The 25,426-nt window shown below is 48.3% G+C and carries 21 protein-coding genes and 2 tRNA genes; all 23 read right to left on the reverse strand.

Features of this window, described 5'->3' with window-relative positions; genetic code table 11:
- Positions 1-111 precede the first annotated feature (111 nt).
- The 23 genes from Q0090_RS05790 to Q0090_RS05900 all read right to left on the reverse strand — a co-directional run bounded on the left by Q0090_RS05790 (position 112) and on the right by Q0090_RS05900 (position 25,385).
- Positions 112-810 (reverse strand): TatD family hydrolase, encoded by a 699-nt coding sequence (locus tag Q0090_RS05790; protein WP_297948587.1) that lies wholly within the window; start codon positions 808-810, stop codon positions 112-114.
- Between the two features lie 18 nt (positions 811-828).
- Positions 829-1,080: a membrane protein insertion efficiency factor YidD gene (gene yidD, locus Q0090_RS05795; protein WP_297948590.1), complete on the reverse strand. Its 252-nt coding sequence runs from the start codon at positions 1,078-1,080 to the stop codon at positions 829-831.
- Complete coding sequence (locus Q0090_RS05800; RefSeq protein WP_297948593.1) at positions 1,070-1,480, reverse strand: ribonuclease P protein component; 411 nt, start codon at positions 1,478-1,480, stop codon at positions 1,070-1,072. The genes yidD and Q0090_RS05800 overlap by 11 nt, the downstream gene beginning before the upstream one ends.
- A complete protein-coding gene (locus tag Q0090_RS05805; protein ID WP_297948596.1) occupies positions 1,470-2,225 on the reverse strand; it encodes a uroporphyrinogen-III synthase in 756 nt (251 codons plus the stop codon). Before Q0090_RS05805 ends, Q0090_RS05800 begins: the two co-directional genes overlap by 11 nt.
- A 29-nt stretch (positions 2,226-2,254) precedes the next feature.
- The gene (locus Q0090_RS05810) at positions 2,255-2,920 is read right to left on the reverse strand and encodes a DUF4271 domain-containing protein (protein WP_297948599.1); all 666 of its coding nucleotides are present in this window, start codon (positions 2,918-2,920) and stop codon (positions 2,255-2,257) included.
- Between the two features lie 194 nt (positions 2,921-3,114).
- Positions 3,115-3,187: transfer RNA gene (locus Q0090_RS05815), tRNA-Phe, on the reverse strand.
- Between the two features lie 187 nt (positions 3,188-3,374).
- Entirely contained in the window at positions 3,375-4,616 is a 1,242-nt protein-coding gene (gene hflX, locus Q0090_RS05820; RefSeq protein ID WP_297948602.1) for a GTPase HflX, read from the reverse strand.
- Positions 4,617-4,627: 11 nt separating this feature from the next.
- On the reverse strand, positions 4,628-7,075 hold the full coding sequence (locus Q0090_RS05825) for a carboxypeptidase-like regulatory domain-containing protein (RefSeq protein ID WP_297948604.1): 2,448 nt from the start codon (positions 7,073-7,075) through the stop codon (positions 4,628-4,630).
- Between the two features lie 309 nt (positions 7,076-7,384).
- A complete protein-coding gene (locus Q0090_RS05830) occupies positions 7,385-8,128 on the reverse strand; it encodes a CpsB/CapC family capsule biosynthesis tyrosine phosphatase (protein ID WP_297948607.1) in 744 nt (247 codons plus the stop codon).
- Between the two features lie 29 nt (positions 8,129-8,157).
- On the reverse strand, positions 8,158-10,632 hold the full coding sequence (locus Q0090_RS05835; RefSeq protein WP_297948611.1) for a polysaccharide biosynthesis tyrosine autokinase: 2,475 nt from the start codon (positions 10,630-10,632) through the stop codon (positions 8,158-8,160).
- Positions 10,633-10,697: 65 nt separating this feature from the next.
- The gene (locus tag Q0090_RS05840) at positions 10,698-11,504 is read right to left on the reverse strand and encodes a polysaccharide biosynthesis/export family protein (protein WP_297948614.1); all 807 of its coding nucleotides are present in this window, start codon (positions 11,502-11,504) and stop codon (positions 10,698-10,700) included.
- 251 nt (positions 11,505-11,755) lie between these two features.
- Entirely contained in the window at positions 11,756-12,892 is a 1,137-nt protein-coding gene (locus tag Q0090_RS05845; protein WP_297948622.1) for an AI-2E family transporter, read from the reverse strand.
- Positions 12,893-12,907: 15 nt separating this feature from the next.
- Positions 12,908-13,966, reverse strand: coding sequence for a YeiH family protein (locus Q0090_RS05850; protein ID WP_297948629.1), 1,059 nt, complete (start codon positions 13,964-13,966; stop codon positions 12,908-12,910).
- Positions 13,967-13,979: 13 nt separating this feature from the next.
- On the reverse strand, positions 13,980-14,615 hold the full coding sequence (locus tag Q0090_RS05855) for a LysE family transporter (RefSeq protein ID WP_297948631.1): 636 nt from the start codon (positions 14,613-14,615) through the stop codon (positions 13,980-13,982).
- Positions 14,616-14,746: 131 nt separating this feature from the next.
- The gene (locus Q0090_RS05860) at positions 14,747-16,267 is read right to left on the reverse strand and encodes an AMP-binding protein (RefSeq protein ID WP_297948633.1); all 1,521 of its coding nucleotides are present in this window, start codon (positions 16,265-16,267) and stop codon (positions 14,747-14,749) included.
- 18 nt (positions 16,268-16,285) lie between these two features.
- Positions 16,286-17,056: an SDR family NAD(P)-dependent oxidoreductase gene (locus tag Q0090_RS05865; RefSeq protein WP_366136454.1), complete on the reverse strand. Its 771-nt coding sequence runs from the start codon at positions 17,054-17,056 to the stop codon at positions 16,286-16,288.
- Between the two features lie 148 nt (positions 17,057-17,204).
- Complete coding sequence (locus Q0090_RS05870) at positions 17,205-18,452, reverse strand: hypothetical protein (protein ID WP_297948637.1); 1,248 nt, start codon at positions 18,450-18,452, stop codon at positions 17,205-17,207.
- Positions 18,453-18,485: 33 nt separating this feature from the next.
- The gene (locus tag Q0090_RS05875; protein WP_297948639.1) at positions 18,486-20,162 is read right to left on the reverse strand and encodes a hypothetical protein; all 1,677 of its coding nucleotides are present in this window, start codon (positions 20,160-20,162) and stop codon (positions 18,486-18,488) included.
- 231 nt (positions 20,163-20,393) lie between these two features.
- Positions 20,394-20,465, reverse strand: a tRNA-Glu gene (locus Q0090_RS05880).
- Positions 20,466-20,808: 343 nt separating this feature from the next.
- Positions 20,809-21,507, reverse strand: a complete 699-nt coding sequence (locus Q0090_RS05885; RefSeq protein WP_297948641.1) for a hypothetical protein — start codon at positions 21,505-21,507, stop codon at positions 20,809-20,811.
- Positions 21,508-21,519: 12 nt separating this feature from the next.
- Positions 21,520-22,875 (reverse strand): C10 family peptidase, encoded by a 1,356-nt coding sequence (locus Q0090_RS05890; RefSeq protein ID WP_297948642.1) that lies wholly within the window; start codon positions 22,873-22,875, stop codon positions 21,520-21,522.
- A gap of 346 nt (positions 22,876-23,221) precedes the next feature.
- Positions 23,222-24,154 (reverse strand): EamA family transporter, encoded by a 933-nt coding sequence (locus tag Q0090_RS05895; RefSeq protein WP_297948644.1) that lies wholly within the window; start codon positions 24,152-24,154, stop codon positions 23,222-23,224.
- A gap of 22 nt (positions 24,155-24,176) precedes the next feature.
- The gene (locus Q0090_RS05900; RefSeq protein WP_297948646.1) at positions 24,177-25,385 is read right to left on the reverse strand and encodes an endonuclease/exonuclease/phosphatase family protein; all 1,209 of its coding nucleotides are present in this window, start codon (positions 25,383-25,385) and stop codon (positions 24,177-24,179) included.
- Between the last annotated feature and the right edge of the window lie 41 nt (positions 25,386-25,426).

Genomic DNA, 25,426 nt, shown 5'->3' on the forward strand with positions numbered 1-25,426 from the left:
CACAAAGATAACCCTTATTGCACAACTCAAGTCCGCTTGCACGAAGATTTATTAGGACATTCCCCACCAAAACTCTGCAAGGCACTCTAAATCTGTCCCGAAGACACGTACTTAGGAAAGACTTCCGGCTCTAAAAAGCTGATGGGCAATACCCGAAAGTCTATCGCGTAACAAACTGAGGTCGATCCCCAAATCCTCCGAAACGGCTTGATAAATAGTCTCAATAGGGAGAGAAGAATCGTCGGTCTCGAGAAGCAATCGACCCGCCTTCCAGGCCTCACATAGGGATTCTCTGTTATAGTAGCGGCCAAAAGAGAGCCAGACACCTAGCTGAAGCAATCGTTGTGCTAGGAGAGCTTTTCCTCGAAATCCATGTACAATAAGAGGAACCGTAGGGCGTGATCTGCGAATAAAATACTCTAGCTCTTGCCAACGCTTCACGACATGCAAAACCATAGGTAGCCGATTCTCTTCGGCAATCTGCCACTGAGCCTCTACGAGCTGCTGCTGGTAATCCATCGCGGCTAGGGAGTGGGCATCCCATCCTGCCTCTCCCACGGCTACAATCCGGCCCTCCCGGGCTAACTTATTCAACTGATCTAATGCGATTTTTACAGTGGGAGAAGAAACTTCCCGAGGCAACGACCAAGGGTGTAGCCCCACAGAGAGATAGGGACAATCGGCCTTAGAGGGCACCTCTTCTCGCAAGAGGTCGCAGCTACAGAGGGAAAAACGCCTCCTTTGATGGGAATGAAAATCCCAGAAATCCATCGAAGAATTTGGTTGTATTAAGGCTGAAGAATGTTCCATAGTGGTAGAGAACCCTATTTAAGGTACCGGATCGTACCCACTTCCGCCCCACGGATTGCACCTCAAGATGCGCCAAATCGTCAACCACACGCCCTTAATCGGGCCATGCTTACGGAGTGCCTCCAAGGCATACTGCGAGCAAGTGGGAGTAAATCGGCAGGAGGGAGGGAACAAGGGAGAGATCGCCCCTCTGTAGAAGTGAATGGGGGCAGAGAGAAGCACTACGACCCAATGCCTGAGTCTCTTTTGGTTTCTTTTTTTACTGCTCATAACGTGCCACCTCTCGCTCTAAGCGGCGCAATGTCTTTTGCATGGCAGCCGTCACTTGAGAGAATGAAGGGAGCTCTTTATCCAGCATTAGCAAAGCAAAATGTATGGTAAGCCCCTTGGCTTCTATCTCATTATAGAGTGGGGATTTTTGTAGACGATAGGCCTCTCGGATCAGACGCTTTACCCTATTGCGGTCGACAGCGTGCTTAAAACGCTTCTTGGCAACACTGATCAAGACAGATAGAGCCGGCTTGCCCCCCTCTCCCCTGGACCCAATACGGTACACAACCCGTAGCGGATAAGCGATAAAGGATCCCGAACTTTTCTCAAAAAGACAACGGATATCGTCGCGAAGGTAGAGCCGCTCGGGTTTGGTCAAGCCCAACGCCTTACTCGGCATGCTCGCTGAGATACTTCTCTAGAGCAACGACCATGCTAGGGCACTCTGGGGTGGGAGCGGTAAAGTCGACACGCATCCCACGCTCCTTTAGGGCCTCTGTGGTGAGGCTACCAAAGGAGCCAATTACCGTATTCCCCTGCTCAAAATCGGGATAGAGCTCCTTCACAGAGCGAATCCCGTAAGGGCTGAAAAAGAGTATTATATCGTGATCTATAGGGAGAGGCTCCTCGAAGTCTCGAGTGACCGTACGATACATTACTGCACTATGGAAAGTTATTTTCTTCTCGGTAAGCTTATCAAAAAGCTCTTGACCATGGTCCTCTGCCACCGGTACAAAGTAGGTCTCTTTGGCATGCTTCCCTATCACCGTGAGCATATCAGCTAGGGAGAAACTATTGGGAGCATAGAATACCTTGCGTTTGCGATACACGATATACTTTTGGAGGTAGAGGGCAACGGCCTCACTCTGGCAAAAGTATTTCATCCCCTCGGGTATGGTGAGCCGAAGTTCCTTAGTCAGTGCAAAAAAATTATCTATTGCGCTCTTCGAAGTAAAGATAATTGCGCTATGCCCCAAAATATCCACGCGCTGGCGACGAAACTCTGCCGCCTCCACGGGTACTACCTTGATGAGCTGACGAAACTCTACTTCGTAGCCGTACTTCTCTGCGATTGAAAAATAAGGAGAGTGCCCAGAGACGGGCATAGGTTGCGAAATCAAGATCTTTTTTGTTGGTGCAGCCATCTCGCTTGTGTCTATTCGTATAGTGAATACTATCCTCGCAACAGTGCCCAAAACAATAGTACGAAGGGCACTATTTCGTGGGCACAAAGGTACAAAGAAAGTAGCATATAAGAAACACCTTGCGCACGTAGCAGCGGTAAAGTACGACGTAATAACAGCAGTCTCCAAAGCAAAAAAGCCCCTAGAGAAAGCCAGGCTCCGATCATAAAGGTATCCTCTCGAAGCTCCAATATTATAGCAACATACAGCGGAAAAGACCAAATCCACTCCAAAAGAGCATAACCACTAGCCCACTCTTCGTAAACTCGTGGCTGAAGATAGACCCACCCTAGGAAGCGATAGAGAATGCGGCGGACCCAAAAGAAGAGAAGAAGTGCCCCCAAGAGACCCAAATAGCCCATCACCATGTAGTGGGGAGCTTTGTCTATCCAAAAACCCTCTCTATCGAGGTAAATAAAAGAAGTTAGAGCCAAAAGCATCGCAGAGAGCATACGGCCCGATACCCGAAAGAGCCAGCTGGGGATATTCCGATGCATCTGAACAAAAAAAAGTTGCTCGCGCTGGTAAATAAAAGCCTCCACAACCATGCGCATCAATCCGGGCACTCGATAGGCCACCACTCCCATAAGTAGAAGACCTAAAGTAAGTACCGAAAAGGCAACATCGCCTACAATCTGCCCGGACCAAAAAAGCATTCCCTGCATACCGATGGCAAAGGTACAAACAAAAGAGGGCTCAGAGGTGTACCCCCCCCCTGCACATCTTGCCGACAATTGCCCCCAAGAAAAGAGAGGGCTTCCGAGATAGTGTAGCAGAAGTTGCAGATGAGTAAAAAAAGAAAACCCCTACACCTTCTACGAAAGCATAGGGGAAATGAAACTTACATGAGTGGTGCCACCAGGAATCGAACCGGGGACACAAGGATTTTCAGTCCTTTGCTCTACCAACTGAGCTATGGCACCATCAGTCTTTTAGGAAGAACCCTCTCTCTCAAAGGGCATGCTCTCCCTGAAACCGGTCACAAAGGTACGAATAGTTTTGAAATAAACAACACCTTGGGCAAAAAACTTCTACAAAAACTTCTTCCAGTCTGCCTCCAACCAGCCCTACACACATGCATATAAAACTGTATTCTAGGAGATTAAGAAACTAATCCTCCACCAATCCATCTTCCGAGAAGGCCTCGTTATAATCTTGGAATAGGAAGTCGTTGTAGGGATAACGCTTGATATGGATCTCTCGCACCTTATCATAAAGGAGAGCTCGTAGCCCCTCAATACCATCTCCCGTGTGGGCAGAGACGAACAAACAGTTCTGCCCCAACTTTGCCATCCAAGAGCGCTCCAGCTCCTCTCGGCTATAGTTTTCTCTACTCTTGGGGGTGAGGTCGTCCTCATCTTTCGGGGTGAACGTGAAGGCATCAATCTTGTTGAAAATGAGAAGGGTTGGCTTATTCTCGTTGCCCAAAATATCTCGCAAAGTAGCCTCTACCACAGCGATTTGCGACTCAAAGTCGGGATGCGACAAATCCACAACATGAAGCAGTAGATCGGCCTCTCGCACCTCGTCCAACGTACTTTTGAAGCTCTCAATCAGTTCCGTGGGGAGCTTGCGGATAAACCCAACCGTGTCACTCATCAAGAAGGGGAGGTTGTGCAGGATTACCTTTCGTACTGTGGTGTCGAGTGTGGCAAAGAGCTTATTCTCGGCAAACACCTCGCTTTTGGAGAGGACGTTCATTAGTGTTGACTTCCCCACATTGGTGTAGCCCACTAGAGCTACTCGTACCATTTTTCCTCGATTCTTACGCTGTACGCTTTTCTGTTTGTCTATACGCACGAGTTCTTCTTTGAGGCGACTGATCTTATCTAAGATGATGCGCTTGTCGGTCTCCAGCTGTGTCTCCCCGGGGCCGCGCATCCCAACGCCTCCACGCTGCCGCTCGAGGTGTGTCCAAAGACGCGTAAGACGAGGGAGCATATAGCGGTATTGAGCGAGTTCCACCTGCGTTTTAGCATGTGCCGTTTGTGCCCTTGTGGCAAAAATATCGAGGATAAGGCTGGTACGATCCAGGATGCGCACTCGCAGAACCTCTTCTATACAGCGGAGCTGCTTGGGGCTTAGCTCGTCGTCGAAGATGGCCAGGCCGATTTCGTTTTCTTGTATGTAGGAGGCTATTTCTTCGAGCTTTCCCTTTCCTACAAAGGTGGCGGAGTGAGGCATATCTAGCCGTTGTACAAAACTTTTGACTGGAGAGATCCCAGCCGTGGTGGAGAGGAAGGCAAGCTCATCCAGGTAGTCTTGTACCTGACGCTCGGTTACTTTCGGTGTAATAAGCCCCACGAGCACGGCACGCTCAGAAGAGGTCTCGGTAAGTATAAATTCTTTCATTAAATAGAAGTTCAGAAGTCGATACGGAGGCGAGCATTGAGCTGCCTGCGTGTGAGGTAATTGGGCACGGCAAATTGCTGATGAAAGGCATCCGTAACCCAATAGAAGCCACTTACGTTGGTATTATCGAGGAGGTTGAAGCACTCAAGACTGAGGTCTACTGCCGAGAAAAGCTTCCAAAAAGAGCTCTTGGCTCGCGCTGTATCTGTTGAGCGATCAAAGAACCTATATATAAGCCCGAGGTCTACACGTTTGTAGGAGGAGCCGATAAAAGCTGGGGGCAGGAACTCCTCCGTGGGGCGGAACTGAGGCAATCCGCCTGAGAGCACCCCACGCAAACTCAAACGGATGCGCTTGTAGCCTGGGAAATAATCTTGGAAAAACAGGGATACGTTGTAGCTAGGTGCATTGGGTAGAGGCATCTCTCCGATACCGGGTATACGCTGCTTACTCGTCAGTAGAGAGGCTGTGAGCCACGAGTCTACATCGGGAACAAATTGTCCAAAGAGCTTCAGATCAATCCCAGCCACATACCCCGATCCCGTGTTAGTACCTAGGTAGCGTACCTTTACATTGTCCACTCGGTAGGGATTGAGGTGGTACAGATACTTATAATATAGTTCGGTAGTAAAGCGGAAGTTGCGCCCATCGAATCGGAAGTTGTAGTCTCCTCCCAAGAGCACATGCAGGGAGCCCTGTGATCGGATTTGCTTATTCAGTACAACAATATTATTATTCTCTTGGTCTCGCTGTGAGGTGCGAATCTCTTTATAGAAAGGGGCTTGATAGTACAAACCAGTAGCAAATCGCAGGGTAAGAGCCTTCTGACGAGTCGGGGTAAAGGCAGCAACAAAGCGCGGACTCGCGATAAACTCCTTGTTAAATCCCCAAAAAGAGGCACGAATCCCAGGGTAGAGAGACAGCTCGCCCTGAGGCAGTTCGAGTGAAAATTGATCTACAAGATAAGCGGATAGCCGGTAGCTACGGAGGTGATTTTGGGAGTAGAGGTTGTGCAACATCTCTATCCGGTCGCTATGGTGGGGTACGTTGTATCCGGCGGAGTCGCGTCTCGTCCACTCGCTGATAAAGTCGTTTACATCCTCAAGTCGGGCACTCAAGCCTCCCTTGAGCAGGTGCCCCTGTTTCAGTTGTAGCAGGTTACTATAAGAGAGTGTAGCCAGCGTGTAGCGCAAGCGATTGCGAGCATGCTCCATATTGGTGCCCGTTGCCAGGGCACTCAAGTTGTCACTTACGTTGGGCTGCTCCCCACCTCCCTCCTTGGCATTATCGAGGAAATAGGAGCCATCTATGTCGTAGGTTTCCATTTCCCGACTATTGTAGAAATGCACACTCACTACATGGCGCTGCTCCGATGAGGGAGTATAAGTGGCACTGAAGGCTCCAAAGAGAGAGACAAAGCGGTCGCGCTCTTGCCCCTCGAAGTAGATCTTTAGTTTCTTTATGTCGGATAGGGTACCAAAACTCGTCTCTCTGGTCTGAGGCTTAAACTGATAATGTGTGAGGGAAACATTCCCCAAGAAACTGAGCGACCAGCGATCACTCAAGCGCCCCACAATATAACTTTGGGCATCGAAGTAGAGAGGTTCGTATTCTCCCTTCGTATCAAGAGAACCCAGCAGAGTGCGTCCATCTTTGAATCTTAAGCCTGTAATCTGACTCAATCTCTTCCCATGCGAACCAATATATACCTGATCGCCCTGCAAGCCGGCCTCCACCGAGCCCTCGAATTCCTTCGGGGTTTTGTAACGAATATCGAGCACCGAAGACATTTTATCCCCATACTCCGCCGTGAATCCTCCTGCAGAGAAATTGACCGACTGGGTCATATCGGGGTGAACAAAGCTCAAACCCTCTTGCTGAGCCGTGCGAACAAGCAGGGGACGTGGAATTTCTATGCCATTTACATAGACCATGTTTTCGTCGTAATTCCCCCCACGCACCGAGTATTGCGCACTCAGTTCGTTATTTTGCGTCACTCCGGCATAAGTTCCAACAAGGGACTCAACACCCGAAGAGGGGCCTACCGCTACACGGATGTTTTCCGCAGCTATGGTCGTCATATTCTGTTGCTTCTTGGAGGGAGCTGCCACCACTACTGTGGTTAGCTCGGTAGAGGCGTCGGGCAATGTCACATTGAGCCGAAGGTCTTGAGTGATGCCTTTTGGGAACGTCTTGGTTACCGAGCGATAACCCATACAGCTAAACTCCAATGCTATAGAGTCCGTTGTGGACGAAAGTGCGAGCGAATAGGCTCCCTTGAGATTGGTCGCAGTACCTATTGCCTTGCCTGCCACCTTTACAGAAGCTAGCTCTATGGGTTTATCCTCACGGTCTATTACGTATCCATATACCTTGATACGTTGCTGCGACCACGCCCCTCCCGCCGTAAGGCAAAGGAGAAGTAGACCTATCCAAATACGGTGCATTAGCTCTTTCATTGTCCACAAAGATAGATAATTGTAAGGATAAGAAGGACGAACAACTCTCAGCGAGTCCGTATTTTACTCTGCCCTATTTTAAGAAAAATCCTGCCCTAGAGAGAATATTTCTTTAGGCAAAAAGGGATCGGATTCTGCCCTGCAACCGAAAGAAAATCAGCGACATTTCTAGGGACAAGTCATCAAGAGATTAGGAGGCGATGCCCCGAACAAACAAAAATGCCGAGCAATTTTGAGATTACTCGGCAGGGGTTTTCTCGAAAGTTCTCAAGGAGAAGGCGATATGCCTACTCGTAAAGGGATGGAGGACTAGGCCTTAGGGGCTAGGAGGGTCCTGTTGTTGTCCATTAAGGCGGCGAGGCGAGACTCAAAGCGTCCGGGCAACAATGGCTGCTCGGTTACCCGGTCGAACTTCTCCTTCCGATGCGTATCCGTCCCCACAAAATCATAGAAATCGTCAAGCAACAACTGCCGAGCACGCTTCTGCACTGCCTCCCCATACATACCCGTAAGAGAGAAAAGATTGAGCTGGAGTGAGGCGCCCAAATCTTTGAGATCTTCGTACTCCTTAGTAGAAAAATAGAGATAACGCTCCGGATGTGCAAGGAGAGGCTTTGCCCCTGAAGAGCGGATGGAACGAATGGAATTGGGATAATCCATCGGTGCTCCGGCAAAGGAAAACTCAAAAAGGAGGTAACGAGAGTCTCCTAATGTGAGCAAAGGCTCATCAAGATGTGCCTCAAACTGATCGTCGATCATGTACTCAGCCGCCAGACGAATCGACACCTCGGGCATCGAAAGCTCTTCTAAGAAAGCATCGAAATGCTCGCGTAAGGAGATGGAATTATTCTGGGGATAGCGATGATAAATATGCGGAGTGAAGATAAAGTTCTCTACCCCAACTGCCCCTAGAGCTTGCAACAGAGCTCGAGACTCATCCATGGAACGAGCGCCATCATCTACCCCGGGCAGGAGATGACAATGCACATCAACCATACCCTTGAGCCATCCCTCTCGAACAATATTTAACTCACGTCGCTTTAGAAAAAACATCGCATCACCCTGCTACAAAGCGCAACATCCTAGCTACCATAGGAGCCGTACGATCCATACCCACCATAAGATCCATATGCTCCGTAGCTACCATAGCTGCTACCTGTAGTACCACTCATGGCCCCTGCATCATTGAGTACAATTGCAGGATTGATCAGTTTCTTAGACCTATATAAAGCCTCGATTTCCAACAATAAGGGTCGTGGCAAGTGACCTTCGCGTACTATTACCATAGTCATATCCGCTACTCGATTCGTAATAAGAGCATCTGCTACATTCACAAAGGGAACACTATCAATAAGGATATAATCGTACATTTCGCGCACCTTATCAATGAGTTCAGCGAATCGATCTCCTAAAAGCAACTCTGTAGGATTGGGCGGGACCACACCTGCGGGAAGGAAGTCAAATGGCGAACTTGCATCTATCCGAACAATCAGATCCGACAGATCGGTACTGCTTCCAAGTAGATAAGAAGAAAGCCCTCCCTTGCTACGTTGGGTCATATAAGAGGCCAGAGCATCACTAAGACTCGCCTTACGAATATCCGCATCAATGAGAAGCACTCTATGCCCCTCTAGGGAAGCAAGGCAAGAAGAGAAGTTGGCCGAGATAAATGTCTTACCAGACTCTGGGATGGCACTTGTGGTCATAATCACCTTTCCCTTGCTCTTTATCCCATGAAGCATATAGGCAAGATTTGTACGAACCACCATGAAGGATTCACTAATAACCACACGTTCGTTGGCGTTAAACACCAGGATATTCTTGTGTCTCTCCTTCTGACGCAAACGTCTTTCACTCTCCTTCGTACGGAAAATCTTAGGGATAATTCTGTGGTGCAAAGACTGCGTTTCGTAACGAGGAATCTCCCCCAAGAATGGCAATGAGGTGTACGACTCAATGTCTTTGCGTCCCCTCACCTTATTATTGATGATGAAACGGAGGTAGAGCACCCCTGCCGGGAAAATAAGTCCTAGTAAGAAAGCGACCAAAAGAATCATGCCCTTACGAGGAGCAATAGGGATGGAAGACCCCATCGCTGGCTGTATCAAACGAATCTCAGAGTCAGCTGCTTCTATAGTAAGAGAGTTCTTTTCTCTCGCATTGAGTAGGAACAAGTAAAGTTCCTCCTTAATTTTTTGGTTTCGATAGATCGAGCCTACCACTTTCTCTTGCATCGGAACTGAGGAGATACGATCCTCGTTAAGTCCGGCCTGTCTATTGATACTTGCGGCCTGCACCGACAAAGATTTGATCAGATTGTCTACCGACTTAACTACAGCCACGTGCATGGAGGCCAGTTGCTTCTCTAGGCTCTCTACCACGGGGTTTTGCGTTTCGGCATTAGCGATCAATTGGTCACGACGCAAAAGAAGGGAGTTGTATTCTCGGATCAAATTATCCGCAGAGATATCATTAAGCCCTACATTGGCAGGGATAAGTTCGTTCTTCGAGCTAGGAGACTTTAAGTAATCCCTTAGGTAGTTGGCCACCGCAAGCTTATTATTCACTTCGGCCATCTGCCGTGCAATTTCGGCAGTACCCGTAATGTAGCTTCGAGCCTCCTGCTGGATATCGGCAATACGATTATTCTGTTTGAATTGCTCTATTTCTGTATCAACGCTACCTAGCTCCCCTCCGATAATTGCGAGACGTCCATCGATAAACTGCTCAGTTTTCTGGGCGATCCGCACCTTTTCCATACGAGAGTTCTCATTATAGATCTGCACGAGGGTATTGAGGAAATCCTCTGCAACTTCAGGGTTTTGATGCTGCATTGTCAAGGTGATAATGCTCCCTTGTTTGCTTGCAGCCGAGACGTTGAAGAGATGAGAATACGAGCGGATGCTTCTCTCTCTTGTATTCTTATCTACCTCGAGGGAGATGGAGTTCCCGGACGAGGGGAAATGCTCGGTAGCCGTAACCAACACTCGCCCCACAGGCGTATTTTGGGGAACGCCCAGTTGCACCTGAGTAGTTGTACCCTTAGCCGCTTCGATAGAAGACTCCTCACAATGGAGGGAAACATGGTTAGCATCAATCGAAGAGACCTCCAATTTACAAGAGAGATCAACGCTATTATCTAGGAAACGCACCTGAATAGGCGCATCTTTATAAAGCATGCGCTTACCGATCCCCTTACGTCTCGAGTAGGATACATCCAAGTTAAGACGCTCTATTACTTGGTCTACAAGAAAGTCCGTCCTTAGGATAAAGAGTTCGTTTTCCACGGCGCTCTTCCCTCCCAGAGAGGTTAGGGCAGAAGACTCGAAGAGCTCGCTGAGCACATTCGAGGCATCCATCTTATCTTTGACCAATATGCTGGCTTCGCGCTTATAGACGTTGGGAGTCCGCAAGAGGTAGATGGAGGCACCTCCCAGAGCAAGGCATAGAGTTATTGCAAACCAATACCAATTGGAACGTAAGATAAGCCCTATATCCGAAATGGTAATAAATGATGCAGCTTCTGCGAGAGAAGAGCGTTTGAGCTCTTGGTCCATAGATTTTGTTTCGGATTCTCTATACTCCATGGTTCGTTGTGCAGATATGTGTGTGTGGGGGGATGTTACTTAGAAGATTTTGAGTTGCGTACCACAGTCATAACGAGGGTTGAGACGGAGGTGACACTTCCCACAAGGCTAAGCCATACCCCAACGTTATTATTTTGGTTTATCTCACTCATCTGTATTTTGGTATTGTTGGGATTCACAAATACCACATCATTTTGTGCCAGATAGAAACAAGGGGATCGGAAGACCTCTTTAGACCGCAAGTCGTGCGTATAGATCTCTCGCTTGCCATTGGCTTCACGCACCACTATTACGTTGTCTCGCCGGCCATAGATTGTCATATCCCCGGCCATCCCAATAGCATCAAAAAGGGTAACTCGCTCATTGTCGATTGTATAGCTACCGGGGCGAGCCACTTCTCCCAAAACGGTTATCTTAAAGTTCTGAAAACTAATGGTCACGATAGGCTCTTTGATATAGTTTCCGGCGACAAGCTCTCGCGAGATCTTATCAATAAGTTGCTGTTTTGTAAGCCCGGAAGCATTTACTTTCCCCAGAAGAGGGAAGGTAATCGTACCATCAGTGCCCACCAAATGGCCCTGCAAGTATTGTACCCCTATACCACGACCTACCGACGAGGTATAGCTCACCATCGGCAAATTGAAGGGGGCGGATAACTCCGGATTCTTTGAATTTACAGTAATAGATAGCAGGTCACCGGGTTGTATTGTAGGCTCCAGGCGAGTATAAGCGGCACTCTCAATGCTATCGAGATCTTGTAGATAAAGTACATTCTTTGCCGAGCGACAAGAGGCTGTCAAGAGCAACAGCAGTACAACGGATAGTATATCTAATCTCTTCATTCCTTTATATTCATCAAAACGAACCGACCACAAGACTTGGGATACGGCATACAATCTTCGGCTACAAAGGTAGTTTTTTTCTTAGATAAAGTAGCGCTCCTGCCACTTTCTCTAAGAGGGGATCTCTCCTCAGCAATAGATCAATCTTAAACGGAGTACACACTAGAATCTTTAGGAGTCGAAGCTGGTTCTCACCTCCCCTCCCGCCCCAAAAAGGAGAGAAAATCAGCCAAGAAGACGACAAAAAGAGACTACTTCTTTTTCCTCTTTAGCCACTTAGGCAAGAGACCGCTCCTCCCCTCTCGGGTTGAATGAGAGCGAGCGGCCGAGCCGGGCACGTAGTCGTGGCGGAATATGTTGAGTAGCAGAATCAGAAGCGAGAGAAGAAGGGGGCCAAAAATCACACCCCAGAACCCGAAGATACTTACCCCAAAAATAACCCCAAAGACAGTCACAAGGGGATGAATATCCGCAAGTGACTTCTGCAGCAGGAAGCGAATTACATTATCAATCCCCCCGATGACAAAAAATCCATAAATCAGAAGTCCTACACAAGAGCCCCAACTCCCCGCAAAGCCTAGAGCAAGAGCGAGAGGTACGTAAACGACCATAGTACCCACCATGGGGATGATGGTAGCGAAGGCGGTGAGCACAGCGTAGAACAACGCTCCCTCTATACCAAAGAAGAGATAGCCGAGATAGGCAAATCCGCCTTGCACGATAGCGAGCAGGGGAATACCCACAGCGTTGGCTGCAATGATGCGCTGAGTCTCAGACACCAAGATGCGTTTATTTTCTTCTGTAAAGGGGAGTAGCTCTCGGATGGCCGTCTCGAAATACTCTCGCTCGTAGAGCATATAGTAGAGCACAAAGAGCAGTACAACGCTATTGACCACGAGAGAATAGACCCCGACAACAATCTTTGTTGTAAAGGCTTGCCCCATCTTAGTAAGGGCCGGGAGCACCTGATCGACAAAGAATCCGTCCCGTTTTATAAAGTCCACACCAACCCAGTCTTTGGCCTCATCTACCCATTGTACCGCTTGATGGTACCATTGATTCAGATCGATCTCAGTGTGTGTAAAGAGGTCTATCAGCATAGACGCAATACCGGCAAGCGGGAGCAGGAAAAGGAAAAGCGTCTCGAGAATAAGAATAAAGGCAGCTAATCCACGAGGGAAATGCCACTTCTTAGTGAGGAATCTCATCTGCCCTCGCAAGGCTGAAAACAGCGTAATAGCCCCTAAGAATCCACTCAAGTAGGGCAGGGCCTCTCGTCCAAAAATAAGCGTAAGCAATAGGATAGGCAACAAGATTGCCCACATAAAAACGGATCGATTGGCAGAAGGACTAAGACCTTTGAAGCCTTCTTGAGGACTTGATTCCATATACTTTAGGATTATCTAGACAATAAGTTTTACCAAAAAATAACCACCTACCGTAAGCCAAACATAGAGTACGGCAGCGAGAGCAAAGGGCTTAAATCCCGCCTCACGGAAGCGAGCAAATACGGCATCTGTACCAATAGCCGCCATGGCCATAGTGAGCATAAAGTCGTCTACCCCGCGAATAATGCTGCGCACAGAAGCATAGGTATCTTCTAATCCGTAGCTAGCGGCCCAGGATAGGAGGAGTGTATTGAGCCCAATAATGATAAGGAACCAAACGGCAAACCAAGGGATAGCAATGCGTTTTGTAGCCCGAGTCTCTCCTTTGTTTCCCTTTTGGAAGAACATCCCCAGCACAATAAGCACGGGGGCCAGGAGTATTACTCGTATCATTTTGGCAATGGTGGCCGTACCGGCAATGTCAAAGGCACTTGCCACACTAGTTGCCTGCATAGCAGCTCCCGCACCCGCTACATGAGCGACCTCGTGCAGAGTAGACCCGGTATATACCGCAACTTGGGCATCGGTCATATCGTAAACTCCTAATTGATAGAGGACGGGATATAGAAACATCGAGAGCGTTCCAAACAAAACCACCGTAGAAACTGCTACCACCGTTTTGGCAGAATTGGCACCCACAACCGGCTCACTAGCCAGTACAGCTGCAGCCCCACAGACGGCACTCCCCGCAGAGGTTAGCATAGAAGTCTCCCTATCTAGACGGAGCCAACGCCCCACCATTGCCCCTAGCAATAGGGTAGAAGAAACCACGATTGTATCGACTAAGAGCGTAGCCCAGCCTGCTGCCCACACATCCGAGAGCGTAAGTCGGAAACCATAAAAGACAATCGCAAGGCGTAAGATGCGCTTCCCTACGAATTTTAATCCGGGAGTCATCCCCTCGGGCAGACGGCTCCGTATCGTATTGGCTAGGATAAGACCAAGCACAATACCAATGATCAAAGGAGATAGGTGTAGTGTGGTAATAAAAGGGATCTTAGCAAGGCAAACGGCAATTGCAGCTAATGCAATCGTCAGCAAAACCCCAAGGTAATAATGCCAATTACGTTGCATCGTCAGAGAGGAATTAAGTGAACTTAATCAAGCACATAGCTAGCCCAACAAAAGAGATTCCGATAAAAACAAGGGCCAATATCTTATTGAAGATCCTCAGGCCTCCCACCGACACATTCTCTTTGAGGCGCAATACAAGGTAGGTAATTACAAACCACCAAGAGATCGCACCCAGCGCTATTGAGAGCATTGCCACCACAAAGTGCCATCCCAAAGTAGGCGTATCGGGCACAAAATTGTAGCGGCTATAAAAGGCCATATACACGAAAGCAATAAGCGGGTTGCCCAAGGCAAAGAAAAAGGACGAAGTCATCAACTTCCAGGCACTTTTACTCTTTCCATCGTCCACCACATCGTAACTCGGGAGAGAGAAATACATATGAATACCAAAAGCGAGCACCACAAGGCTTCCGAGAATCTGCAAAAAGAACTCGTATCGGTAGATAAAATCGAGTACCATCGTGATCCCTTTGTAGGAAGCGGCAGCATAGAGCAAATCGCTAATCATGGCTCCTACGCCCGTGATCAACCCCTCTCTACGCCCACGATGTAGCGTACGACGCACACAGAGCACCCCCACGGGACCCATAGGTGCAGAGACCAGAACCCCGATTAAGAAACCTAGTACTATCGTCGTTAGCAACCACATTATATTTTCTCTCCGAAGGAAAACTCTTTCGTCACAAGCCCTCCGCTATTCCCTACAAAGATAAGCAACTCACACTAAACAAAGCCTATCTCTCTCCCAAAAACAAAGAAATTACGGAAGTAGACTCGCCTCTAAAGAGAGGACCTCTTACCCGTAGAGAGCATACTTAGAGCTGCGAACTCAATTTTGTGGGGTTGCTCCGCTCGAGAGAGCCTGGGCTTGATCCATGCAGAAAGCGCCTCAGCCGTGAGATGAGAATCCGTAGAAAGCTCTACACGTGCGGCCAGCACGCTACCAAACTCGGGGTGCGGGGTCGTATACACTTGGGCAGCAATTACCTCGGGATGACTCTCTATCACACGCTCCACTACCTCCGGATAAACATTTTCTCCGCCACAGACGGCCATCCTATCGACTCGCCCCCGGTGGAAATAGGATCCCTCCTTACTGCACCACACCCGATCTCCGGTTGCCTGCCAGCTGTTGCGCCTAGCCTGCATGGCCCAGCGCGACGAAACCCACAGCTCCCCTACTCCATCTGCATCCGAGTTGTGCACCCTACATCTTACCCCACGGATAGGGAATCCCAAGGTTGTCTCCTCGGGATAGGCATCCAGAGCCTGAGGAGTTGCGAGAAGAAAGAATCCGGCTTCTGAGGTGCCATAGAGATTATAAATGATGGGAGCAACCTCCCGATGCACTCGCTCTACAAGCTTGCGGTCGAGACGATCCCCTCCAGAAATAACACAACGCAGACTCTTCATCTTACTTGCTGCCTGAGGCAAAAGCATCATACGAGCCAGCATCACAGGCACTATTGGCAAAACATCCACTCCGTAGCGTTCAATCCCCTCCAACGCCTCCTCAGCACGAAAACGGCGGGTGAGCCAGACCCGTTTTCCCATCACCCAAGCGACGAACAAGGTGGCCAAACCAAAGCCATGAAATAGGGGTAAAGCAAGGTAGGTTGTACTCCCCCGATGAATCCCAATCGACCGAATGAGGGCAAGCAAAGGCGGTAAGAAATTGACCGCAGAAGGGCGACGATCGGCAGATTTGTAACTACCACTTGATCCGCCCGTAAGCACAGAGAGTTCGGCGCCTCGGCCAATACGGGGTAAAGAGCGGTGAGACTTTCCGTTATCTTCCGAGCGCACTCTACCCAGCTCTTCCGTGGTAAGGAGGGGCATGGGCGCTTCTTTGCCAGAAAAATAACGCTGACGAAACTCCTCATCCAGGATCAAAAGATCATACTTCCGCCCCTCTAGGAAGCGCTCCAACTGCTCTTCACTCATATCGGTATTGAGTAGATAGGCTCCAATCCCCAAGCGGGAGAGAGCCGGTAAAAGAAGAGCCAACTCTAGGTGATTGCGACAGAGAAGAGCGACTCGCCCCCCTCGCTTGCAATACCCCTTCTCTTGAAAACGACGAGCCAGACGCAGAGACTCTTGGTAGAGTTGCCTATAGGTCAGAGCCCCCCCCTCGTAGAGGAGTGCTTCTCGCTGAGGATAAATGGTAGCAGCATACCCGAGGAGCGTCATAAGGGAGACCCCATCTCGCCAAAAAGCCCGCACCCATGCAATAATCCCCCGAGGGGTAATAAAATGCAATTGACGGAGAGCCGCAGAGAGGGAATAGGTTGGTTGGTGCATATAGGGATAGAAGAGATATCAGTGAGACATGCGTCGGTAGACATAGGTTACGAGCCCACGAAAGAGGGAAGACAAAGGAGAAGAGAGTCGAGCCCACCAAGGAGCATAAGAAGATCTCCGTCCAACGGCCAAGCGGATAAGCCGAGTAGCCGCCTCCTCCGCGGTGTAGCCGGGGAGATGGACGTAGCGAGGATTAACGTCGGCCATGGAGGTATGTACAAGGGGCATGTAGGCAATGCGTACGCGCACTCCACGCAAAGCCCACTCCTCACGAGCTGTACGCAACCAAATATCCGCAGCCCCCTTTGAGGCATGATAGGCTGCCCAATGGGGAGCAGGAGGGTACAATAGACTTACCGAGGAGGTATAAACGACTACTCCCCGAGCCGCTGCGAGGGCCGGATAGAGAGCCTGCGCTAGGTAGACCATGGCACGGTAGTTTAGATCAATCGTACGATCAAAGTCGTGTAACCGATCTTGAGAGTCTTCCAAAGAGCGGCAAATCGACTTTCCGGCATTGGCGAAGAAATAATCCACTCGAGGGTAACGCTCCGCAAGAGTACGGCAGAGAGCAGCAAGAGCCTCTCGCTCTCGAAGGTCTACAGCGTAGCACTCCGCTGATGCTCCCAAAGCCTCCACCTCCTGAGCAAGTTGCAGCAATTCGGACTCCGAGCGAGCCACCAAAACGAAATGCCCCCGATAGGATTGCAGCAGACGAACAAGGGCCGCTCCGATCCCTCTCGAAGCCCCCGTTACCACTACAATGCGCTGAGCAAACCTCCTTTGCAACAAGGAAGAGGACAGCCCCCATGAGGGGTACAACAATCTTTTAATCCATCGGGCCATACACTCCATCAAGGCACATAAAAGCATAGGCCGCTCTGCTCCTCTTGGGATGCACGGGCCACCTATGCTATAAATCCTAAGTCCAAAGGTATTACAAAGTCACCTTTATGGTCACAGGTTCTTTGCCCTCAGCCTCTACAACCACGAGGTAATTACCCGAGGCAAGTGCAGCCGAGAGAGAAACCGTACCATAGGGCAAAGATTGAGTGGACAAGCGCTTTCCCTCAAGAGTATAGAGAGTTGCCGCATAACCACTAGCGGGGGTAACAACCCATATTTTCCCCTCATAGGTAAAAGCATATGGGGTGCTAGACGAGGTGGTTTCTTCCAACGCTTTCTCACATCCGGTAGCATCCCCCTTCTGGTCTATTACCCAATTGTTTTCTTCTGCGAGGCTACTTTTGGCAGTCTTGGCACCGGGGTTGTTCTTTACAAGAAGATCTTTTCCAACAGTGATTTTCTGCGCCTTTTTGGGGAGGGCTCGGTAGAGATCATCAAGAGCACACGCATCCATCTTGTTGTTTGTGAGGTCTACAATGGCCAATGACGAGTTGTCCTTTGCTTTTACTTCGAGCAATTCATTCCCATCAACCTCTAGTTTAACGAGGGAAGAAAGACCCGAAATATTAATGTTGGTCAGCTGGTTTCCCTTTGCCTTTATCGTCTTGAGTTTGGGGCAAACAGAGAAGTCAATGCTCCCCGCAAGGCTGTTTTTACTGCATTCTAGGCTTTCCAAATCCTCCAATTTGGAGAGATCTAGCGTCGTAAATTCATTATCTCTGATACTAAAATTGCGGAGATTAGGACAGTGTTGTAGACTAAAGGATTTCAGTCCACAGCCATCCAGACGAAGATCTTCCAATTTCTTGAAGTACGTTCCATACATATCTTCGAGCTTATTACGAGAGAGATTTAGATAGGTCAAATTGGGGCATTGTTCAAGCGCAATCCACGAGAGCTTGTTGTCGGGAGCAGAGAATTCGGAAATGTCACTTATACCTGCGAATTCTATGCGTGTAAGCGACAACCCTGCAACGGATAGCGAGGTGATGGCATCTTTGTCGAAATAATAAATCACAATGCGCCCCGTGGAGGTTGTACCCGATAGCTCGCCTCCGGCTTCGGCCACTTGCTCCGGGGTGTAGTCTTTTTGTACTTCGCCCCATTTGATCTTAATGGGCTTGATCGTTTGCATCGTCAAGGTCAGTTCGTCCGTTTTATTCTCTGTGGTGAGAATGATAGCCAAAGGGGCCTCGGGGTATTGTGCCCAACTTTTTGAGATACATCCAAGGGCAAATAGCCCGAAGATAAGTGATAAGAGTACTTGCTTTTTCATCATGAAAAATGTTTTATAGAGTATGACTATTTGTGTCTATTGCTGGATATTCCAACCCTTGTCTCTAGCGATCTGGAGAGAACTCTTGGCGGCATTGGGGACCTCTCGCAGATTGAGTACACACTTCCAAGGCTTCTCATCATCTGCGATGGGGATACCCCTTACATCGGGCAATGCAGTATATATGGCGTTCAACTCTTCGGTTGTCAGCCCTACCCGAGCGAGCTGTAAGGTAAGGAGATGGGAGAGGGGAGGAAGTGCTCCCAAGGTCTTTAGCTGTGTATCAGAGAGCGTTAGTTCTTCTAAAAGAGCATGTTTACTCACATCTATACTACGCAACGGATTTGTGGACAAGGCCAAGTTGCGAAGGGCAAGGTTAGCTGCGAGATCCACCTCTTGCAATTGATTTTTTTGCGCATAGAGGAGATTGAGCTTGGGACACGACAATAAGTTTAGATGGGAAATCTCGTTTTTATAGCAGTGCAATTCCTCCAAACGAGGGTTACGATGGAGATCAAGAGACTTCAGTTTATTATTACCAACAGAGAGGAAGCGCAAGGCAGGACACTTGCTCAAGTCTAACTGCTGTAGATTGCTCCCAATAAGACGAAGCTCTTCGAGTTTAGAGGCATCGCCTATAGCAATGGCATCTAATTTCGCACCAAACACGCCAAAAGAGGTAGCCTTGGGAGCCACTACACGCAGGGTCGTACCTAGGATAGTGCCTTTAATCGTCTTCTCAAGCTCGTAGTTGCCTGCCGAGTACTCTTTGTTTGTTCCATCGCCCCAATCTATTGTAAAAACCTCCGGAGACTCAATCATAATAAAGAGAGAAGATGTACCTCCGGGGGTTGGAGTCAAGAGGAAAGTGGCCTCCCCAGGTTCTTCAGGCTCTACAGAGGGCTCGTCACTTTCGAAGAAATCGAACATCATAAAGGTCTTGCCCGCCATGATCCTAGGCCCATAATAGCACATCATGCGGAGAGCTGCACTCCACCCCACGGCGGTAGGATATACATTCTCGTTGTTGTAGCCGTAGAAGCGGAAGCCCCATTGAGAGACGAGATCTTGGGCTTTAGGGGTGGGCTTTCCCCCTTCGTCAAGCGTCCAGTACTCCTCGTAATCATCTACACATACACGGCTCTCAGCCAAGGTTCCTCTCTCAAAAAAGTATTCCCTAAAGGGATAAGTATTTTCGTTAATCCGGAAGGTTATATAAGTTTCATCCTCGCTATCAGGCACCTTTCCACTAAGAAAAACTTCGCCGCCATGCTCCGCTTCCCAAGCTTTCACTTCTTCCTCTGTTGCCCCCATTTTGAGCCAAGGAAGCATTGGGAAACGCTCCTGATCAAACGTCGGAGCAACCACAGAGACATGCACTACTTGGCGAGAACCCTTGTATTTGAGAAGGATCTCTGTACTCCCCTCTGCTAGAGCCTTAATGCACAACCTCTGATCAATCGAAACGATATTGGGGTCTTTTACTTCACTTTCGATCTCCCCGATAGGGACATTTACTTTGAGGATAAAGTCCGTTCCCACCTCCATCTGCACAAGCGTATCGGAGAGCAAAAAAAGAGGCAAAGTCTCGGAGCCACTCCCTGAGGGACTACAACTAGAAATAAAGAACACCAACAACCCTAATAGAAGTAAGGGGAAAGAGCGTCTAGTGGACGGAAGGAATCCGGATAAAGCTACTCTATTTGTATTCATACAACCCACACAATAAGTGAATGCTACATACTTTCATCTCCTTTAAAACGGAGAGAGAAAAAGAAGTAAAGCCTCTCTGAGAGAAAACAAAAGGGCTTCTTCTATACTCAAATGAAAAGAAAGAACTACAAACTTATAGATCTGCTCCACAAATATACAACAAACCACAAGAGATGACAAAAGAAAAGTGCCCCTCAACTCAACGTTGAGAGGCACCTTTACCCTCGTTTGTAGCCCCTAGGGGAATCGAACCCCTCTTTCAAGGATGAAAACCTTGCGTCCTAACCGATAGACGAAAGGGCCATAACCCTAAGCAATTGAGTAGAGCGTCATCCGCAAGGTTCCAGACCCCTATTCCAAATTGCGGTGACAAAGGTACAAATAATTTTTGATTCTGCAATAGTCTCGGCTATTTTTCCAAAGATGCAGCTTCCGGTACCAAGTGCAACGGCATGGCGAAAGTAGTGCTAGAACTTCATTCGGTTGTACTTCCCAGTTGTAAGTACGACGCTTAGATAAACAAAAACCACCATGGGGCTGGGCGTACGACCTCCTTTATCTCCCTCTCTCTTGCCTCTACAATAGAAATACAGAGAAAATAAAAAGAGAGAAGCCCTTTTACTCTCATATGGGCTCTTGTATAAACCTATTTGTTGCTCGGAGTTGGGAACTTCACATCAATGCTGTCGGTAATGGATTTGTCTCCCTTATCCGTGGGGAGTACCATGGTGACTGTAAAGCGGACGGTCTCACCATTCCATGCTTCGGGGACTCTCTCTATCAGGAGATGCCAAAAGGGAGATGAGGCCAATAATCGTTTGAGATTTGCTTCGTTTTTCAGATCGATGATTGCCACATTGGAGCCTAGTTGATAGCCGCTCCGGATGTGGCTTAGCTGGTCGATGAATGATATGGCAGTAATTTCATTCAGTAGCATCCCGGCTTTGAGCGTTTCGTTATAGTCGTGGTCGCACGTGACAGCAATACTTTTAGGGGACGTTATCACACCTGTTCTGTGATCTCCAAGACGCCCCTCTCTACTTCTGCTCGGGTAATGAGTATCCCCGATAAGAGAGAGAAAGTTTTTGATTTTGGGATCTCTTCCGTCATAGCCATAGTGTGAGACTTTTTTTTGATTCTTATTGAACACCTTAAGCCTACAAACGACGGAATAGTCGTAAAGGCGATCGTAGAGATATCTTTCCGACAGCTGAAAGGTATCCGGCTCCACAAAGCCCGTAAGATAGTGAGGGTAATACTTGGGTTTTTCGAAACAGCCCGAAATCCCGATAAGGAAGAGGAGTAATACGCTCCCCAATGCCAATGCTTTCTTATATCTATTCATATTCTTCCCACTCTATTTTACAGTCCAAGACTCTGCCAAATCCTTAGGATAGGTTAGAAACAGTTTGCCATGGCGAGCATAATTCTCTTCACTGTCCGGCAGATCGGTTCTTAGTTCTGTAGTTGGAGAAACGATACCATAGCGGTAAAATGGTCTCAGTAAATGGCTGCGAAAGTATCCATTGTTATAACCATTCCATCCCCAATTGCAATGGTAGAAACGAGAGATTACATTCTTCTTGATAACCTTGTCTTTTACCCAAGGGCCTCCCTCGTAATCTTGCCGTACAGAAATGAGATCACCCCGATTCTCCATATATCCATCAAAAACCCAGTAGTGCCAAGAATTGAATGTGTTATCCCCTTCTCCATAAGCTAGTACAGGTCGCTTATATTTTTGGAGATAAGCCAAAAGGGTCTTTTCATCGTAATCAACTACATCCGGATTGAAATTATGTTTTTTCAAAAAACGTTCTACTCTCCAGTTTTCTACTGCAGTGCCAGAGCTGCCTGACCAAATATGCCCAGTTTCGTAATAGATGTACATGCACATGAGAGCTATCTGGTCTGATAAAATAGAATTTTTCTCTAGCAGATCTTTCCATCCATCTCCCTCGTCAGGTTTATATACACGTCTATTCAAGTCCCACAATTCTTCCCAATCCATTTTTGTGGTCTTGTTGTTGCATACTATTGCTTTGGGAAGTTTATAGAATGAAAAGAAGGCGGCAAGAGCTGTATTGGCGCAGCCCAACAAGTCGTGTTTGGTCTCTTTGTTCTTAGGTAGGTAGTTGAAAAATGGAGCATATTGTCCAAACTCTAGGGTTGAGGGTTTCATGGGCTTTTTGCTCTCAAAATTTTCTGTGTCTAAAGTGCATCTAGGGAACCCAAAATGTTCTCGAATCCATGGAAGGGGAGGCCTTGAGGGATCCCCATGATTGCTTTCTTCTAGATCTTTGTGTATCTTCGGAGCTACTTCTTCTCCGAGTATTGCTGCCTGATTTAGGATATTCCGAAGCATCGGTTGATGGATAGTGTCCTGAGTGGAAAGAGATCCTCTCTCTGAGATGCCAAGCAGTATCACTTCACCCAATGAATCCACATTGTAGAGCATAAAGCCTCCACTAGCAAAATTAGTAATATAAGTTTCTCCATTACCTACTTTCTCATTGGAGGCGGCACGAAGTCCTCCCTGAGGTAGCTCATTGAAGATAGATTGGTACAAATTGGCAATTTGTTGCTCTACGAGGGTTGGTGAATTATGAGTTTGAGGAGAAAGATCTCTTTTAGGCTGGGAGTTGCAGCTAGTGAGTACAACAGCTCCTAATGCCGCAATACTCCAAGAGAGGATAGTAATTTTTGCTTTCATCTTTCATTCTGTGTTGTTTTTATTTCATAATCTAGCACAAAGGTATGATAATTCTAAAATATAAATAAGTTTCCTTGCAGATTCCCTCGCAACCTCCTCTACTCCACATAAGAAGAGGTGTAAAAACGGAGAGAAATCAGGGTGAAAAAATTTCCGCTCCTGCCCAGAATGTCTCTCCACTTTCACCTAAGAAATAAAAAAGTTTTGGGCAGAAAGGCGACTACATTCCAGCCTAAAAAGTTTGTGCCGACAGGCAAAAAAAAGACTCGCCCCACTCTTTTACAAAAGCGAGGCAAGTCTCTTTGTTTTCTCTTCGGGCTCTATCGCCCCCAAAAAAGCAGAAGGGCTAGCGATGCCTCTTGCGAAGACGCCAAACCTTGAGGAAGTAGGCGATACGCACCGAGAGGGCAATAAGGAGCACCGAGAGGATGATAAGAAAAACCCCCACAATGCGCAGAGGCGTTAGCACCTCATCGAAGACCAGGAATCCAATCACCACAGCGGTTAGCGGCTCCAAGGCTCCCAATATCGCACTCATGGTAGAGCCGATCTGCTTCACCCCCTCTACCAACGCAATGTTGGCAACTACTGTGGGGATAATCGCAAGAGCAATTGTCAACCCCCAAGCCTCAAGAGAGGGGATCTCTTGCAGACCGCCCCAAAACAGGGCAATCACCAGGAATCCGGTACCACAAGCCAACAAGGCGTAAAAGCTAAGCTTGATATTGTTCATCGTACGCACCACACTCTTATTGACAATAACCATATAAGAAGCATAGGCCAACCCCGTAGGAGCCACGATGAGCATCCCTATCAAAAAGCGACTATCCACCATCTCCAACCCCAAGCCCGAGAGGCAAAGCACCCCTAAGAAAGCAAGGAGAATGGCAAGCACCATAACCCTCGTAGGCCTCTGTTTGTAGAAGATAAGCATGAGCAGGATAACGTAGACCGGATAGGTAAAATGGACCACAGTGGCTACCCCACTGGGCATATAGTGATACCCCAATTGCAGTCCCATAGCCGAGGCAATATAGACGAGCCCCAAAGAGATCAGAACCCCAATCTCTCGCACAGTGAGCCTAAGATCTATCTTCTTGTAGAGCAAAAGAGGGAACATGGCAAGGGCTGCAAACAAAAAACGATAGGTAAGAATAGAGGGGGTGCGCAACCCGATAGCCATCAAGGGTAGCGTAAAAAGAGGGATAAAACCGAAGGATACCGAAGAGGTACCGGCAATCAGCAATCCGCGTAATTTATGTTGGGGTGTAGGATCCATAGTAAGGGATACGAGGATCTAATTACTCGAGAGAGATAAAACAGGATACGGGTTTATGGTCGCTTATGGTCGCCGACTTATCCACCTTACAATTATAAGACTTAACCCGATGACTGTGTAAAATATGATCGATACGGAAGCCTAGACGCTTGAAGGTAAAGCTATAACCAACCCCACATCCCGTAGAGGCGTAGGCATCAACAAGGTTAGAAGCAATCCGTTGGTGGGCATAGGAGATGGGCGTATCGTTGAAATCTCCACAGACAAGCACATAGGGCGTCTTCTCATGAATAATCTCTACATGTATTCGATCGGCCTGCTTGGCACGCAGGACAAAGGCAGGGCCCAACTTTTGCTCCATCTGCTCTTTGAGTGCAACTGGCTCTACCTCCCGGGCTAGGCGCTCGTAGCGGGAACCATCTTCTTTGCTAAGGCGGAAAGACTCTAAGTGCAAATTGAAAACCGTAAGCTCCCGGCCTGCCACATCCAACGTATAGGCAATCCCTCCATTAAACGTAGACTCAAGAGGCAACATACGGGTATTGCGCACCGGAAATTTGGAGAGAAGCATCAAACTTGTACCACGATCTCCCTGGGCATAGCGTGTTACCACATAGGGGTACTCGGGCAGATACTCCTCAATCTTTTTAGAAGAGACGTAGGGAGTGTCATCGCGCATCGTTGCCGCCTCCTGCAGGCAAACAATATCCGCATGACTATCCTTGATGTATTGGAGTGTAGGGTTGGGATGCTCCTCCGTGTGCTTCTCATAAGCAAAGGCCTGGCAGTTGAGCGACAAAACCTTAACGGCATGAGGGGGCACTACCGAAGGGGTGGCGTGCAAGGGAATATACGTGCGAATGCTCCACCACGAGAGGGCCAACAAGAGAAAATTAAAGAAGAAACCCCGCCATTGCCTCCGCACAAGACGAAACAAGAAGAAGATGATGACCAACGAAAGCAAGAAGGGGAAGGCTAAACCCAAATAGGCCGGGAAGAGGAAAAAGCGAGGCGAAAGATACTGCCCCAAGAGAGCCAACAAGTAGGGCAAGGCCACCAAAAAGAGGTTGATAAGCCAAGAAACCGAATGGAAAAGATTGTAGAAGAAATCACGATAGCGAGAGACACGAGACGAAGAGGCTTTTGGGGCGTTCTTACGAGGTCTCGAAAGCTGCTTGAGAGAGTGGCGAGCCGTCTGCTCTTGAGGTGTGATGTCGGATCGTTGCGTCATGTAGTCTTGTGCCTTACATCCTAGTAAAGCCCTCTTCCGGA

It is taken from the genome of uncultured Porphyromonas sp. (genome assembly GCF_938023125.1).
In the GTDB taxonomy this organism is placed as follows: Bacteria; Bacteroidota; Bacteroidia; order Bacteroidales; family Porphyromonadaceae; genus Porphyromonas.